This window comes from Mycolicibacter sp. MU0083 (assembly GCF_963378075.1).
Classification (GTDB): domain Bacteria; phylum Actinomycetota; class Actinomycetes; order Mycobacteriales; family Mycobacteriaceae; genus Mycobacterium; species Mycobacterium kokjensenii.
On record NZ_OY726394.1, the window covers coordinates 71,898 to 87,468 of the forward strand.

Below are 15,571 nucleotides of genomic sequence, written 5' to 3' on the forward strand. Positions count from 1 at the left end.
GTCCCTTTCAGGGCAGTCCGGCGCCGGGAATCTCCACGGTCACGGTGTCCAGGCGCGAGTCACGGGTGCCGATCAACCGCTTCGGGTAGGCGCCGGTACTCGACAGCAGAAACAGGGTGCGGCGCTGCGGCCCGCCCAGCGTGCATGCGATCGCCGCCCGGCCGCCGGTCTCGATCCGGTCGGTCACCGTGCCGCCCGAGGTGATGCGCTCGAACTGGTTGGCCAGCGTCATCGACGTCCAGATCCCGCCCGCGGCATCCAGGGTGATGCCGTCCGGGGGACCGTCGAGTCCGTCGGCGAACACCCGGCGCTCACCCAGGCCACCGTCGGCGTCGATGGTGTAGCGGGTCAATCGGCGGCCCATCGATTCGGCGACGATCAACGACGCACCGTCGGGGGTGATGACCATGCCGTTGGGGAAGTCGAGATCGGAGGCGACGGTGTGGATCGTGCCGTCCGGGTCGATCCGGACGATCACACCGCCGGTGTAGGCCTGCGAACCGACGTAGCAGCGGCCCGCGGCGTCGATCACCATGTCGCCCAGGTCGGCCGGCACCCGATCGCTCAGATCGACCAGCGTGGTGACGGTGTCACCGTCGTAGGACAGCACCCGGCGGTCGGCGGTCGAGGCGATCAGCAGGGTGCCGTCCGGCCGGAACCCCAGCCCGCTGGGGCTGTGTCCGGGCAGCGGCACCGTCGTCATCGAGCCCTGCAGATCCACGGTGTGGATCGCCTCGCCGAGCATGTCGGAGAACCAGAGCAGACCCTCGGACCAGCGCGGTCCCTCGCCGAAACAGAAACCGCCGGCCAACGGGGCCGGTGTGGTCTGGGCGGTACTCGGCACTGCGCAGCCTCCTGTCCGGGAGTCGCGAACGCGACCAGCCACACTTTACAAAATACGGCTTGAATGTCACGCTCGCGGAATGTCTGAAACCACCGAGACCTCGCCGGCCACGCAATGGACCGTCAGCGGCCTCCTCGACCTGTTCGAGGTGACCGCGGACGGCCCCGACCGATTCACCGGGGCCACCGGCCTCGCCGGTGAAGACGAGCGTCAGGTGGTCGAGGGCACCCAACTGCTGGCGCAGGCCATCGTCGGGACCGCGAAACGCTTCGCCGACAAGTCGATCCGATCGGTGCATGCGGTGTTCGCCCGGGCCGTACTGGTGGGCCCGCCGGCCGAATACAGCATCGACGTCGTCAACGAAGGCCGCTCCACGGCCACCGCGGTGATCTCGGTGACGCAGAACGGAAAACGCTGCGCCACCATGACCGTGCTCGCCGACGTCCCGTCCGAAGACGTCATCACCCACCACCTGCCGCGGCCCGACGTGGTGGGCCCCGACCAGGCCAACCCGTGCATCATGCCGATGACCGGACGCCAGGTGCGCCTGGTCGACGTCGTCGACGTCAACAGCCCCGACGAGGTCGGCCCGCCCGAGCTCTACGCCTGGCTGCACTACGACCCCATTCCCGCCCGCGACGACCTCGCCAAGGCGCTGATCGCCTATTTCACCGGGCATTTGGGGATCTCCACCACCATGCGTGCGCACGCCGGTATCGGTACCGCCCAGTCGCATCTGACGGTGTCCACCGCGCCCATGACGGTGACCGTCAGCTTCCACGAGCCGGTGCGCTGGGACGGCTGGCTGCTCTACGGCCACGAGAGCACCCAGGTGGGCGCCGGGATGTCCTATGTGCGCGGCACCGTGCACACCGAGGAGGGCGAACTGCTCGCGTCGTTCGCCCAGGACGGGCTGATCCGCCCGCTGCGCACCACCGACAACAAGATCGCCGAGCACTCCCGGATCTAGGCCGACGGCAGTTCGGCGATCCCGTCCACCCGGGTCATGTCGAAGCTGAAGAACCCGGCGATGGGCGTGGTCTCGGGCAGCGGCTCGGGATAGCTCCAGGCGATGTCGGCCGCCGCGGCGTCACCCGCGGTCACCGACCAGTAGCTGGCGTAGCCCTTGTAGTTGCAGTAGCTCGACGTCGACGACGGCTGCAACAGGTCGGTGCGGACCAACGCGGGCGCGACGTACAGGCGCGGCGCCAGGGCGGTCTCGAAGACGATCACCGTGTCGGTGGTGTCCACCAGCACCACCCCGGCGACCTCGACCCGCAGGCGGCGCGAGGTGGGCCGGCAGTCCACCCGGTGGTACGGGTTCGGCGGGTAGTGCACCAGTCGACGGCCCTCCTCGAACCAGGCGTCGACGGCGTCCCACGGCACCTGGACGAAACCGGGGGCCTCTGAAAGTTCCTTGTGCGGAAGGTCGCCCACGGCATCGGCGGCAAAGGCATAGCTGAGCGGTCGGCCCTGGCGATGCACCAGCAGCACCTGCTCGGTGTCGATCACCTCGCGCCCGGCCTGGACGGCCCGCACCCGGCGCGGATGGGGCTCGATGTAGGTCAGCGCGCCGGTGATCTCCGGTGTGAACCAACCGGCGCGTTCGGTGCTGAGCGGACCCCGTCCGGCGACCAGGCTCATCGGCCCCTCCGATCATGGCTTTACAAATTCGCCCTCAACTGTAATATCTCGGGGAAGTTGTGCTGCTCGGTCGGACCAGGTCGTCCGGCCGGTGGCACCGTCCGGGATTCTCACGACGAGCTGGGATGATGCGATGACGAGTACCGCTGCGGCGCTGGATCCGCCGGCCGGCGACCAGGATCTGCGCTACCGCCTCGACGTCATCGCACTCGACGTCGCGGCCCTGGTGCGCGACGCCGGCGGGTGGCTGTATCACCGTGCGGCGATCGGCTGGGACGTCCACGTGCTGGTGCCGTCCGAGCAGGATCTACGACCGCTGCAGATCCTCGGGCTGCGCACCGCCGACCTGGAGACGGAACTGGCAGCGCCCGAAAGCGATCCGGCCGGACACGGCCTGGCCGTGGTCGCCGACGCGTTGGCCGCCGACCCGCGGATCAGCGAGCGGGTGCACCGTGCGCTGCGGTGCGGCATGACCGAGGTGGTGCTCTGGGGACGGGGCTGGCCGGTCGAGGTCGACCGTCGGCTCAACACCGTGCAGCACCTGCCCACCGTGGCCGGCCGCGCGTTTAAACGGCAGGCGCTGACCGCGGCCGCCGGCGGCGACGCCGTGTGCGGCGGACCGGAGATCTTCCGCAGCAACCAGAAGTGTTGCCTGCCGCTCAACTCCGACCTGGTCCCGGTGAACTGATGCGCAAGCACTACAACCACACCCTGCTGTATCTGCACGAGACGATCGAGTTGGGCCGCGGCCGCAGCGACGATTTCACCGACGCCTTCACCACCGTCTACCAGCCGATGATGACCGAACTGGGGGCCCGGCTGTTCGCCCTGTGGGAGACCAGCCCCTACAACGGGCACTGGCCGCAGGTCACGATCATCTGGGAGATCGACGCGTTCGCCGACTACGCCCGGATCGGCCGGGCACAGGCCCGCGGCGGCAGCCACGCCCGGCACGCCGCGGACTGGTCGGCGTACCTCGCCGGGATCGGCGCGTCGGGGGAGGGCCGCATCATGTACCCCGCCCCGCAGAACAAGACGCTCGCCCAGCTCACCGCGGCCGACTACGACGCGACCGTGGTGATCCAGGAGATCATGCAGACCAAGCCCGGCCGCCAGGACGACTACATCCGGGAACTCGAACGGCTGTACGTGCCGTGGTCGGAGAGCACCGGAAAACGCTGGCTCGGCTCGTTCACCACCACGTTCCGCTTCAACGAGGTCATCCACTACTGGGCGCTGGACGGCGGCTGGGACTGCTTCGCACAGCACTACCCGTCCTGGAAGGACCACCCGCCGGCGGAGATCGTCACCTGGATGAGCGTGGCCCCCGCGCTGCGGGACGGCTGGGAGGACTCCATCCTGCAGGCGTTGCCGCCGTCGCCGCTGCAGGTGGACCCCGCGTGACGACGACCGCCGTCGAGCAGTTCCGTTACGACCCGTTCGATCCGGCGGTGATGGCAGATCCGTTGCCCTACTATCGGATCCTGCGCGATCACCATCCGATGTACTACGTGCCGCAGTGGGACCTCTACGCATTGTCGCGGTTCGACGACATCTGGGAGGTGCTGGCGGTCAGCGACGGCACCTTCGTCGCCTCCGAGGGCACCCTGCCGGCGGCGGGCGTACTGGCGCAGCACAACAGCGGGCCCGTCCCGGACCCGCCGCTGCAGCCGCTGCCCTTCCACGCCGTCTTCGACAAGCCGATCTACGACGACATCCGCCGACTGCAGTCCCCGGCGTTTCGGCCCCGCTCGGTGGCCGACTGGGAAGACCGGGTCCGGACCCTGGCCAACGAGCGGCTCGACGAACTGCTGCCGCAGGGCCGCTTCGACCTGACCTGTGACTACGGCGGAATCGTGGTGGCACAGGTGGTCTGCGAACTACTGGGGATTCCGCTGGACTGCGCACCCGACGTGCTGGCCGCCGTCAACGCCGGCAGCCTCGCCCAGGCCGGCGCCGGGGTGGACACCGCCGCGGCGCGGCCCAACTACCTGGAGTACCTGACCCCGGCGGTGCAGCGCCGGCGCGCCCAACGCGGGCCCGGCGAGCTGCCGATCGTCGACGGAATGCTGGACTACCGGCTGCCGGACGGCCGCGCCCTCGACGACGTCGAAGCGGCCACCCAGTTGTTGTGCATCTTCATCGGGGGCACCGAGACCGTGCCCAAGATCGTCGCGCACGGATTGTGGGAGTTGGCCCGACGGCCGGAGCAACTGGCCGCCGTGCGCGCCGATCCGGCCCGGGTCGAGCAGGCGCGCGAGGAGATGATCCGCTACTGCGCCCCCGCACAATGGTTCGCGCGGACCGCCCGCAAACCGTTCACCCTGCACGGCACCACCATCAACCCCGGCCAGCGCATCATCACCCTGCTGGCCTCGGCCAACCGCGACGAACGCCAATACCCCGACCCCGACGAATTCCGTTGGGACCGGCCGATCAAACGATCTCTGGCGTTCGGGCGCGGACAGCACTTCTGCATCGGCTACCACCTGGCCCGGCTGGAGGTGACGGTCCTGGCGCAGGAATGGCTGCGCCGGGTTCCGGACTACCGGATCGTCGACGACGCCGCGACCCGGCTGCCGTCCAGCTTCCAATGGGGCTGGAACACCATCCCGGTGGAGGTCTGAAACCATGTGGGCACACCGCCTGATCGCCCCCTACCGCTTCGAGCAGATCGAGGTTCCCGAACCGACCGAAGACCGGCTGACGGCCGGGCAGGTGCTGCTGCGGTTTGCCGCGGCCGGTGTCTGCGGCAGCGATATGCCCGCGTTCCGCGGCGCCCAGGGCCGGCTGCCCGGCGACGACGGCGCGGGCGCGGCGGAGAAGGCCGGCTTCCCCATCCACGAGATCGTCGGTGAGGTCACCGCCAGCCGGCATCCGCAGCACCGGCCCGGAGACCGGGTGGTGGGCTGGGCGTCGGGATTCGACGGACTGATGGAGCAGGTGGTCAGCGACGGCGACGGACTCGCCGGCTACGACCCCGCACTGACACCCGCCCAGGCCGTCGGCCTGCAACCCCTGGCGTGCGTGCTCTACGCCGTCGAACAGCTGCCCGACCTGGCCGGCCGGCATGTGGCGGTGATCGGTCAGGGCTCGATCGGACTGCTGTTCAGCGCGGTCGCCAAGGCGGCGGGGGCACGGCGGGTCACCGGGGTGGACCCGGTCGACCGTGCCGGCGTCGCCGCCTCCTTCGGGGTGGACACCGCGGTGCGGTCGACCAGCGACCGGTGGCTGCGCCACCTCGATACCGACGACCGCCCGGAGATCGTGATCGAAGCGGTCGGCCACCAGGTCGCCACCTTGAGCCACGCGATCGAAGCCGTCGCGCCCGGCGGTACCGTCTTCTACTTCGGGGTGCCCGACGACGACAGTTACCCGATCAGCATGCGCACCATGCTGCGCAACAACCTGACGCTGATCTCCGGTGTCACCCAGGACCGGCGGCGGATGCTGACGGCCGCGGACCGGTTCGCCGCGCAGCATCCGGATCTGTTGGGGCACTACGTCACCCACGTCTTCGGGCATCACCAAGCGCAGGATGCGTTCGAGCTGGCGGCCCGACCGGAACCGGGCCGGGTCAAGATCGCGATGGTGGCCTGATGTCCGCACTGCACACCGCCCTGAACGGCCGGGCACCGCTGTGGGGCGGCTGGATCACCGGCCCGACCGTGCTGGGCCCCGAGGAATTCGCCCGGGCGGGCTATGACTACATCGGCTTCGACGCCCAGCACAGCTACCTCGACGACGCCGATATCGCCACCCTGCTGCGCCAGAGCGAACACCTGCCGATCGCCACCGCCGTCCGGCTGCCCAACGCCGACCCCGCGCCCATCGGGCGGGTGCTGGACGCCGGCGCCGACGCGGTCATCATCGCGCTGATCGAGACCGCCGAACAGGCCGCCGCCGCGGTCGCTGCCAGCCGCTACCCGCCGGCCGGAAACCGCAGTTTCGGGCCGCTGCGGCCCGGCCTGGGCCGCGACCTGGCGGGCCTGGAGTCGCGTGCCGCCGTCTTCGCGATGATCGAGACCGCCGCCGCCCTGGACGACGTGGCCCAGATCTGCGCGGTGCCCGGCCTGGCCGGCGTCTACGTCGGCCCCGCCGACCTGGCGATCTCGATGGGCGTCGACGTCGCCGACTCCACCTCCCACCCCGACATGCTCGCCGCCCTGACCCGGATCCGGCAGGCCGCCGCCGACGCCGGCGTCATCGCGGCCGTCCACGGCGGATCGGGCACCGTCGGGGCGATGCTGGCCGGCCTGGACTACCAGATGATCACGCTGGCCGCCGAGTCGCAGGCCCTGCGGCGCGGGGCGCAGGCACACCTCGACGAGGCGAGGCGCCGATGAGCGCAACACGCGTCGCGCTGGTCACCGGTGCGGCCCGCGGGCAGGGCTGGGCGATCGCCGAGAAGTTACGCGCCGACGGCTTCGCCGTGGTCGCCTGCGACGTCGACGAGACCGGACTGCACACCGCGGTCAGCGCCCGCGGCGACGACGAGTTGATCGGGGTGGCGCTCGACGTCACCAGCGCGCCGCAGTGGCAGGCCGCGGTGGCGGCCACCGTCGCCCGGTTCGGCGGGTTGACCGCACTGGTCAACAACGCCGGCACCCTGCACCGGGCGGCGATCGCCGACGAGACGCCCGAGGCGTTCGAGAACGCGTGGCGGGTCAACTGCCTCGGTGCCTTCCTGGGAATCCAAGCGGCCCTGCCGCAGTTGCGCGCCGCCGCCGGGGCCGCGATCGTCAACACCTGCAGCACCGGGGCGATCCGGCCGTTTCCCCACCACAGTGCCTACGGGTCGTCGAAGTGGGCGCTGCGCGGCCTGACCCAGACCGTCGCCGCCGAGCTCGCCGGCACCGGCATCCGGGTCAACGCGGTGTTCCCCGGGCCGATCGCCACCCCGATGCTCGACGACGTCACCCAACAGCGGCTGGCCGCGAGGGCGCCGGGCGGCCGGCTCGGCCGGCCCGCCGAAGTGGCCGACGCGGTGGCCTTCCTGGTCTCCGACGCCGCGTCGTTCATCACCGGCGCCGAACTGGCCGTGGACGGCGGACAATGCCTGCAGATCCGATGAAGATCGGGATCATCGGCGCCGGACCCGGCGGCCTGGCCCTGGGAATCCTGTTGCGGCGCGCGGGATTCTTAGACTTCACCATCTTCGACCGGGAGGACGGCGTCGGCGGGACCTGGCGGATCAACACCTACCCGGGCCTGGCCTGCGACGTGAAGTCACACCTGTACTCGTTCTCCTTCGACCTGAACCCGCGGTGGTCGCGGCAGTGGTCGGCCCAACCGGAGATCCTGGCCTACTTCGAGCGCTGCGCCGCCGAGCACGGGCTGACCGAGCACCTGCGGCTGCACACCGAGATCCGCTCCGCACGCTGGGAACCCGACCGGCGGCAGTGGTGCCTGACCGCCGGTGACGGCGCCGAGCACCGCTTCGACATCGTGGTCTCGGCGGTCGGACTGTTCACCCAGCCGGTGCTGCCCGAACTAATCGAAGAGGAACCGTTCACCGGCACCGTGATGCACACGGCGCGCTGGGACCACTCGGTGCCGATCACCGGGAAGCGGATCGCCGTACTGGGCACCGGATCCACGGCGGCGCAACTGCTGCCGGAACTGGCCGAGGTCGCCGAGAAGGTGTATTCGCTGCAGCGGTCGCCGACCTGGATCCTGCCGAAACCCGACCGCCCCTACACCGCGCGGGAGCGCTGGGCCTTCGCCCGCATCCCGGGCGCCAAACGGCTGTACCGCACCCGGCTGTGGCTGCGCAGCGAAGCGAACATCTCGGTGATCGAGAACGGCAGCGACAAGACCCGCGAGTTCACCGACATCGCCCGGAACCTGCTCGACACCACCATCGCCGACGAACGATTGCGGGCGGCGCTGACCCCGGATCACCCGCTGGGCTGCAAACGCCTGGTGTTCTCCTCGGACTACCTGCCCGCACTGGCCCGGCCCAACGTGCAGGTGGTGACCAGCCCCGCCCGTGCCCTGCGCGCCGGATCGGTGGTCGCCCAGGACGGCACCGAATGCGACGTCGACCTGGTGGTCTGCGCCACCGGATACGCCGCCGCGGACTATCTCGGCCAGATCGAGGTGACCGGCGAGCACGGCACCACCCTGAAGCAGGCCTGGCGGGACGGGCCGCGGGCCTACCTGGGCATGGCGATGCCCGGCTTCCCGAACTTCTTCATGCTCTACGGACCCAACACCAACGTCGGCTCCAACAGCGTCATCTTCGTGCTGGAAGCCCAGGCCCGCTACGTGGTGCGGGTGCTCAAGCATCTGCGGCGCACCCGTAAGACCTATGTCGCGGTGCGGCCGTCCGCACTGGCCGCCTACCTCACCAAGATCGACCGGTGGATGCAGGGCACGGTGTGGACCACCCGGTGCAGCAACTACTTCCGGGCCGCCAACGGCCGGGTGGTCACCCAGTGGCCGCGCAGCGCGGGGGCCTTCTGGGCGATGACCCGACGTTTCCGGGCCGCCGACTACACCTTCGAAACCCAGGGGGACCCGGATGCTTGACCCGGCACTGGCCGCGGTGGCGCCGACGAGCACGGACCTGTCGGCGCAGGGGATCCCCGCGGTGCGGGCCTCGCTGGCGCAGCGTCGGCGGGCGGCGGCCCAGGCCATCGACCCGGTCGGGGTGCGCGTCAGTGCGGCCGCCGCGGGCCGGGTACCGGTGCGGATCTACCGGGGCGGCACCGGGACCGCAGACCCCGCCGTCGTCTACTGCCACGCCGGGGCGTTCGTGCTCGGCGACCTCGACACCGACCATCTCCAGTGCCTGGAGTTGGCCCGCCGGACCGGGTGCTCGGTGATCTCGGTGGACTACCGGCTCGCCCCCGAACACCGCCACCCCGCCGCCCTGCACGACGCGCTGGCGGTGCTCGGCTGGGTGGCCGACAACGCCCGAAAACTCGACATCGACCCCGGCCGGCTGGCCGTGGCCGGCAGCAGCGCCGGCGCAGCGCTGGCCGCGGGATTGGCCGCGCACGCCGCCGACGGACAGGCGCCGCCGGTGGTGATGCAGGTGCTGCACCAGCCGGTGCTGGACGACCGGGTCACCGCGTCCAAGCAGCACTTTGCGGCCGCGCCCGGATTCGACGGCGTCGCCGCCGGGCAGATGTGGCGGCACTACCTGGGCGACACCGCGCCGACGGCGGCCGCGGTACCGGCCCGGCGGGCCGACCTGACGGGCCTGGCACCGGCGTTCATCAGCTGCTCGCAGCTCGACCCGCTGCGCGACGAGGCGCTGGACTACGCCCGGCGACTGCTGGATGCCGGCGTCGACACCGAACTGCACCTGTTCGCCGGCACCTGCCACGGATTCGATTCCCTGCTGCCGGACTGGGTGATCTCCCAACGGTTGTTCGAGATGCAGGCCGCCGCGCTGCGGCGGGGATTCAGCGGTCGCCGAACGTGATGATCTGGCGCACCGCCAGGCCGTCGGCGAGTGCGTCCATCGCCTCGTTGATCGCCTCCAGCGGCACCGTCGCCGACACCAGACGCTCCACCGGCAGCCGTCCCGCCCGCCACAACTCGACGAATCGGGGAATGTCGCGGGCGGGCACCGCCGAACCCAGATAGCTGCCGATCAGCGACCGGCCCTCGGCGACCAGCCCCAGCGGGGACACGCTGATCCGGGCGTCCGGCGGCGGCAGTCCGACCGTGATGGTCCGCCCGCCCGGAGCGGTCACGCCGATCGCGGTCTCCAGGGCGGCGGAATGCCCGGCCGCCTCGATCACCACCGGGGCGCGGACGCCGTCGTCGAGCGCCTGCTGCGGGGTGCAGGTGCGGTGCGCCCCCAACGCGGTCGCCGCGGCGAGCTTCTCCGGCACCCGGTCGATCGCGATGACCTGCACGCCGTCATAGGCCAGGGCGGTCAGCACCGCCGCCATCCCGACGCCACCGAGGCCGACGACCGCAACGGTGTCACCCGCCGCCGGCCGGCCCACGTTGACCACCGCGCCACCACCGGTCAGCACCGCACACCCCAGCAGCGCGGCCACCGTCGGCGGCACATCGTCGGGCACCGGGACCGCGCTGACCGCACTGACCACCGTGTGCGTGGCGAACCCGGAGACCCCGAGGTGGTGGTAGACGGACTGCTGGCCGCGGTGCAGGCGCAAACCGCCGCCGAGCAGCGTGCCCGCACCGTTGGCGGCGCTACCGGGCTCGCACGGCGCCAGGCCGTCGGTGCGGCACGCCGCGCAGTCGCCGCAGCGGGGTAGGAAGGCCAGCACCACCCGCTGTCCCGGCCGCAGCCCGGTGACACCGGACCCGACCTCCTCGACGATCCCGGCCGCCTCGTGGCCGAGCAGCATCGGCACCGGGCGCACCCGGTTGCCGTCGACCACCGACAGGTCGGAATGACAGACCCCGGCCGCCTCCACCCGCACCAGCAGCTCCCCGGCACCGGGCGGGTCCAGGTGTAGTTCGGTCACCGTCAACGGCCGGGAGTCGCGGTACGGGCGCGGCGCCCCGATCCGCTCCAGCACCGCCCCGCGGATCGTGGTCATGCTGGAATACAACCATGAGTTCGTCCGCCGCGGTCCCGCCCGCACCGGAAGGGTTGACCAGCGCCGACTTCCCGGTGCACTGGCCGGTGCTGACCCGCTGGGCCGACAACGACATGTTCGGCCACCTCAACAACGCGGTCTACTACCAGTTGTTCGACACCGCGATCAACGGCTGGATCGCCGCGGGCGCCGACGGCGTCGACCCGGTCACGATGCCGGAACTGGGTGTGGTCGCCGAATCGGGCTGCCGGTTCCTGGGGGAGCTGGGCTTCCCGGATCGGCTCGCGGTCGGCCTGGCCGTCACCCGGCTGGGCAACAGCAGCGTCACCTACCGGCTCGCGGTGTTCCGGGATCCGCAGGACTGCGACACGGGCGTAGCACCGGTGGCCGCGCTCGGGCACTGGGTGCACGTCTATATCGACCGCACCAGCCGGCGACCGGTGCCGATCCCCGCGGGCATCCGCACCCGGCTGGCCACCGCCCAGGTTTGACGGGGCCGCCGTTCCGGCGATGGCTATGCTCGGCGGATGCCGCTCGTGAGCAAGACCGTCGAAGTCGCCGCCGACGCCGCCACCATCATGGGGATCGTCGCCGACTTCGAGGCGTACCCGCAGTGGAACGAAGAGATCAAAGGGCTCTGGGTGCTGGCCCGCTATGACGACGGCCGTCCCAGCCAACTGCGGCTGGACGCGTCCTACTCGGGGTTCGAGGGCACCTTCATCCAGGCCGTCTACTACCCCAGCGCCACCCAGATCCAGACCGTGCTGCAGCAGGGCGACCTGTTCAGCAAGCAGGAGCAGTTGTTCTCGGTGGTCGAGATCGGCCCCACCTCGTTGCTGACCGTCGACATGAACGTCGAGACGCAGATGTCGGTGCCCAAACCGATGCTCAAGAAGGCGTTCAACAACGCGCTGGACTACCTGGCCGACAATCTGAAAAGACGCGCCGAAGAACTGGCGTCGGGATAGCCTCGGGCTGCCCCGGATGTAGCCGAACCGAAGCGGGAGAACCGAATTGACCCACGCACCCGTCGATCCCGCCGAGCAGCCCTATCGCGCACGCCGACAGAACTGGGTCAATCAGCTCGACCGGCACGCGCTGATGAAACCGGATGCGCCCGCGCTGCGGTTCCTGGGGCAGACCACCACCTGGTCGCAGTTGCGGGAGCGGGTCGGCAAGCTGGCCGACGCCCTGAGCCGACGCGGGGTCGGGGCCGGCGACCGGGTGATGATCCTGATGCTCAACCGCACCGAGTTCGTCGAGTCGGTCCTGGCCGCGAACATGCTGGGCGGCATCGCCGTCCCGGTCAACTTCCGGCTCACCCCGTCGGAGATCGCCTTCCTGGTCACCGACTGCGAGGCGCGGGTGCTGATCACCGAACCGGCGCTGGTGCCGGTGGCGACCGGGGTCCGCGAGCTGACCGACCTGCTGGAGACCGTGGTGGTCGCGCAGGGCCCCGGTGACACCGCCGGCGAGGGCCTGATCGGCTACGAGGACCTGATCGCCGAGACCGGCGCACCGCACCCGCCGGTGGACATCCCCAACGACGCACCCGCGCTGATCATGTACACCTCGGGCACCACCGGCCTGCCCAAGGGCGCGGTGCTGACCCACACCAACCTGTTCGGCCAGACCATGACCGCGCTGTACACCGCGGGCACCGGAACCGGCGACGTCGCCTTCATCGGGGTGCCGTTCTTCCACATCGCCGGCGTCGGCAACCTGCTGCCCGGCATGTGGCTGGGTATTCCGACCGTCATCAACCCACTCGGCGCGTTCGACGCCGGCCAACTCCTCGACGTCCTGGCCGCCGAGCGGGTCACCGGCATCTTCCTGGTCCCGTCCCAGTGGCAGGCGGTCTGCAACGAGCAGCAGGCCAACCCGCGGGACATCCGGTTGCGGACCATGTCGTGGGGGGCGTCGCCGGCGTCCGACGCCCTGCTGCGCCAGATGGCCGAGACGTTCCCGGGAACCAAGATCCTGGCGGCGTTCGGCCAGACCGAGATGTCGCCGGTGACCTGCATGCTGCTCGGCGAGGACGCCATCCGGAAACTCGGCTCGGTGGGGACCGTCATCCCGATCGTCGCCGCCCGGGTCGTCGACGAGGAGATGAACGACGTGCCGATCGGCGAGGTCGGCGAGATCGTCTACCGGGCTCCCACCTTGATGAGCGGCTACTGGAACAACCCGGAGGCCACCGCCGAGGCCTTCGCCGGTGGCTGGTTCCACTCCGGGGACCTGGTGCGGATGGACGACGAGGGTTACGTCTGGGTGGTCGACCGGAAGAAGGACATGATCATCTCCGGCGGTGAGAACGTGTACTGCGCCGAGGTGGAGAACGTGCTGGCCGATCATCCCGATATCGCCGAGGTCGCCGTCATCGGCCGCGCGCACGAGCGGTGGGGCGAGGTGCCGGTGGCGGTGGCCGCGGTCACCCGGCCGGGCCTCACCCTGGCTGATCTGGACGAATTTCTCAACGAGCGGTTGGCGCGCTACAAGCAACCGAAGGCGCTGGAGATCGTCGACGCGCTGCCGCGGAATCCGGCCGGGAAAGTGCTGAAGACCGAATTGCGGATTCACTACGGTGCCGCCCCGGAATCCGGCTAGGGCCGCGGCCGGGTGGTTGCGGCCCCGGCCACCGCGGAAAACGTCGATGGGGGAGGTCGCAGCACGTTACTCTCCGGTAGGAATCAACAGCCGGTTCCGCCCGATCGATGTTCTTCTCACCGATCCATCAGGTATGGTCCGGTGGTCGCCAAGGGCACGTTGGGCCGATAAGGTGACGCAGGTCTCGCTGAACGAAGGACAGGAGAACACACTGTGCGACGCGGTTCCTTGCTGAGTCGTGCGGCAGGGTCTCTGGTGAGGGGGGTGGTGTGACGGCTCCAGCGCGTCCCCGTATCGCCGACTTCCTCCGGGATCGGTTGCTGCCGCCGTTGATCATGGTCGGCGGTTTCTTCAAGATGTGTGCCCTCACGGCGCGCGCACTTTTCGTACGTCCGTTCCAATGGCGCGAGACCCTCCAGCAGGGCTGGTTCATCACCAGTGTCGCCATCATTCCCACCATCGCGGTCGCCATCCCGCTGACCGTGCTCCTGGTGTTCACGCTGAATATCCTGTTGGCGCAGTTCGGCGCCGCCGATGTGTCCGGTGCCGGCGCGGGGATCGCCGCCGTCACCCAGCTGGGCCCGCTGGTCACCGTGCTGGTGGTCGCCGGTGCCGGCTCGACCGCCATCTGTGCCGACCTGGGCGCCCGCACCATCCGCGAGGAGATCGACGCGATGGAGGTGCTCGGCATCGACCCGATCCACCGGCTGGTGGTGCCCCGGGTGATCGCCGCGACGGTCATCGCGCTGTTGCTCAACGCGCTGGTGATCGTGATCGGCCTCGCCGGTGGCTTCCTGTTCGGTGTGTACCTGCAGAACGTCTCGGGCGGCGCCTACCTGTCCACCCTGACCCTGCTGACCGGCCTGCCCGAGGTGATCATCTCGGCGGTGAAGGCCAGCGTCTTCGGGCTTATCGCCGGCTTAGTCGGCTGTTATCGCGGACTTACCGTCCGCGGCGGCTCCAAGGGCCTGGGGACCGCCGTCAACGAGACCGTCGTGCTGTGCGTGCTCGCGTTGTTCGCCGTGAACGTGGTGCTGACCACCATCGGCGTGAAGTTCGGAACGGGGACCTGACATGTCGACATCGACAGTGGTGCGGGGACGCTTTCCCGGGCTGGTTGCGAATTACCAGCGCTACGTCGGGGTAGCCGGTCGCGGACTCGACCGGACCGGCCGGCTCGGCATGTTCTCGGTCACCGCGATCCGGAACATCCCGTGGGCGCTGCGCCGCTACCGCACCGAGACGCTGCGTCTGATCGCGGAACTGGGCATGGGCACCGGCGCCATGGCCGTGATCGGCGGCACCGTCGCCATCATGGGCTTCGTGATGCTGGCCGGCGGCTCGCTGATCGCCATCCAGGGCTTCACCTCGCTGGGCAACATCGGCGTCGAGACCTACACCGGCTTCGCCGCGGCCCTGGTCAACGTCCGGGTGGTCGGCCCGGTCAACGCCGGTATCGCCCTGGCCGCCACCGTCGGCGCCGGAGCCACCGCGGAACTGGGCGCCATGCGCATCAGCGAGGAGATCGACGCGCTGGAAGTGATGGGCATCAACTCGATCGCCTACCTGGTCTCCACCCGCGTGGTGGCCGGCTTCACCGTGATCATCCCGCTCTACGCGCTCGCACTGATCATGGCGTTCGCCGCCCCGCAGATCGTCACCACGATCTTCTTCGGTCAGTCCTCGGGTACCTACGACCACTACTTCCGAACATTCCTGCGACCCGACGACGTGTTCTGGTCGTTCCTCGAGACCATCCTGATCGCGGTGGTCGTCATGGTCACGCACTGCTACTACGGCTTCAACGCCAGCGGCGGCCCGGTCGGCGTCGGTAGCGCGGTGGGCCAGTCCATGCGGCTGTCGCTGATCACGGTGCCCACCGTCGTGTTGCTCGCAGCGTTGGCGCTCTACGGCGTCAACCCCAACTTCAACCTAACGATGTGAC

The 15,571-nt window shown here is 70.1% G+C and carries 17 protein-coding genes; 14 read left to right on the plus strand and 3 right to left on the minus strand.

The window, feature by feature from the left end; all coding sequences use genetic code 11:
* Positions 1–7: 7 nt before the first annotated feature.
* Positions 8–844 (minus strand): SMP-30/gluconolactonase/LRE family protein, encoded by an 837-nt coding sequence (locus tag RCP38_RS00355; RefSeq protein ID WP_308474741.1) that lies wholly within the window; start codon positions 842–844, stop codon positions 8–10.
* A gap of 79 nt (positions 845–923) precedes the next feature.
* On the opposite strand from RCP38_RS00355, the gene RCP38_RS00360 reads away from it, so the two are divergent.
* Positions 924–1,814, plus strand: coding sequence for an acyl-CoA thioesterase (locus RCP38_RS00360; RefSeq protein WP_308474742.1), 891 nt, complete (start codon positions 924–926; stop codon positions 1,812–1,814).
* On the opposite strand, the gene RCP38_RS00365 is transcribed toward RCP38_RS00360, so the two are convergent.
* Positions 1,811–2,488, minus strand: a complete 678-nt coding sequence (locus RCP38_RS00365; RefSeq protein WP_308474743.1) for a DUF427 domain-containing protein — start codon at positions 2,486–2,488, stop codon at positions 1,811–1,813. The genes RCP38_RS00360 and RCP38_RS00365 overlap by 4 nt on opposite strands.
* Positions 2,489–2,621: 133 nt before the next feature.
* Between RCP38_RS00365 and RCP38_RS00370 the strand changes: the two genes are divergently transcribed.
* The 8 genes from RCP38_RS00370 to RCP38_RS00405 are packed head-to-tail and all read left to right on the plus strand — an operon-like array spanning position 2,622 to position 9,923.
* Entirely contained in the window at positions 2,622–3,176 is a 555-nt protein-coding gene (locus RCP38_RS00370; RefSeq protein ID WP_308474744.1) for a hypothetical protein, read from the plus strand.
* Positions 3,176–3,892 carry an NIPSNAP family protein gene (locus tag RCP38_RS00375; protein ID WP_308474745.1) on the plus strand — a complete coding sequence of 239 codons (717 nt, stop codon included), beginning with the start codon at positions 3,176–3,178 and terminating at the stop codon, positions 3,890–3,892. The genes RCP38_RS00370 and RCP38_RS00375 overlap by 1 nt, the downstream gene beginning before the upstream one ends.
* 50 nt (positions 3,893–3,942) lie before the next feature.
* The gene (locus RCP38_RS00380; protein ID WP_308477442.1) at positions 3,943–5,115 is read left to right on the plus strand and encodes a cytochrome P450; all 1,173 of its coding nucleotides are present in this window, start codon (positions 3,943–3,945) and stop codon (positions 5,113–5,115) included.
* Between the two features lie 4 nt (positions 5,116–5,119).
* A complete protein-coding gene (locus RCP38_RS00385) occupies positions 5,120–6,088 on the plus strand; it encodes a zinc-binding dehydrogenase (protein ID WP_308474746.1) in 969 nt (322 codons plus the stop codon).
* Positions 6,088–6,834: an HpcH/HpaI aldolase family protein gene (locus tag RCP38_RS00390; protein ID WP_308474747.1), complete on the plus strand. Its 747-nt coding sequence runs from the start codon at positions 6,088–6,090 to the stop codon at positions 6,832–6,834. Before RCP38_RS00385 ends, RCP38_RS00390 begins: the two co-directional genes overlap by 1 nt.
* Complete coding sequence (locus tag RCP38_RS00395; protein ID WP_308474748.1) at positions 6,831–7,562, plus strand: SDR family NAD(P)-dependent oxidoreductase; 732 nt, start codon at positions 6,831–6,833, stop codon at positions 7,560–7,562. The genes RCP38_RS00390 and RCP38_RS00395 overlap by 4 nt, the downstream gene beginning before the upstream one ends.
* On the plus strand, positions 7,544–9,022 hold the full coding sequence (locus RCP38_RS00400) for a flavin-containing monooxygenase (protein ID WP_308474749.1): 1,479 nt from the start codon (positions 7,544–7,546) through the stop codon (positions 9,020–9,022). The genes RCP38_RS00395 and RCP38_RS00400 overlap by 19 nt, the downstream gene beginning before the upstream one ends.
* Complete coding sequence (locus RCP38_RS00405; RefSeq protein ID WP_308474750.1) at positions 9,015–9,923, plus strand: alpha/beta hydrolase; 909 nt, start codon at positions 9,015–9,017, stop codon at positions 9,921–9,923. The genes RCP38_RS00400 and RCP38_RS00405 overlap by 8 nt, the downstream gene beginning before the upstream one ends.
* On the opposite strand, the gene RCP38_RS00410 is transcribed toward RCP38_RS00405, so the two are convergent.
* On the minus strand, positions 9,904–11,019 hold the full coding sequence (locus RCP38_RS00410; RefSeq protein WP_308474751.1) for an alcohol dehydrogenase catalytic domain-containing protein: 1,116 nt from the start codon (positions 11,017–11,019) through the stop codon (positions 9,904–9,906). The two genes, RCP38_RS00405 and RCP38_RS00410, sit on opposite strands and share 20 nt — an antisense overlap.
* A 14-nt stretch (positions 11,020–11,033) precedes the next feature.
* On the opposite strand from RCP38_RS00410, the gene RCP38_RS00415 reads away from it, so the two are divergent.
* The 5 genes from RCP38_RS00415 (at position 11,034) to RCP38_RS00435 (ending at position 15,570) form a co-directional block, all read left to right on the plus strand.
* Complete coding sequence (locus RCP38_RS00415) at positions 11,034–11,510, plus strand: acyl-CoA thioesterase (RefSeq protein WP_308474752.1); 477 nt, start codon at positions 11,034–11,036, stop codon at positions 11,508–11,510.
* A 36-nt stretch (positions 11,511–11,546) separates the two neighbouring features.
* On the plus strand, positions 11,547–11,987 hold the full coding sequence (locus tag RCP38_RS00420; RefSeq protein ID WP_308474753.1) for an SRPBCC family protein: 441 nt from the start codon (positions 11,547–11,549) through the stop codon (positions 11,985–11,987).
* Between the two features lie 46 nt (positions 11,988–12,033).
* A complete protein-coding gene (gene fadD5 / locus RCP38_RS00425; RefSeq protein WP_308474754.1) occupies positions 12,034–13,626 on the plus strand; it encodes a fatty-acid--CoA ligase FadD5 in 1,593 nt (530 codons plus the stop codon).
* A gap of 335 nt (positions 13,627–13,961) precedes the next feature.
* Positions 13,962–14,699 (plus strand): MlaE family ABC transporter permease, encoded by a 738-nt coding sequence (locus tag RCP38_RS00430; RefSeq protein ID WP_308477443.1) that lies wholly within the window; start codon positions 13,962–13,964, stop codon positions 14,697–14,699.
* 1 nt (position 14,700) lies between these two features.
* The gene (locus RCP38_RS00435) at positions 14,701–15,570 is read left to right on the plus strand and encodes an ABC transporter permease (RefSeq protein ID WP_308474755.1); all 870 of its coding nucleotides are present in this window, start codon (positions 14,701–14,703) and stop codon (positions 15,568–15,570) included.
* Position 15,571: the final 1 nt, after the last annotated feature.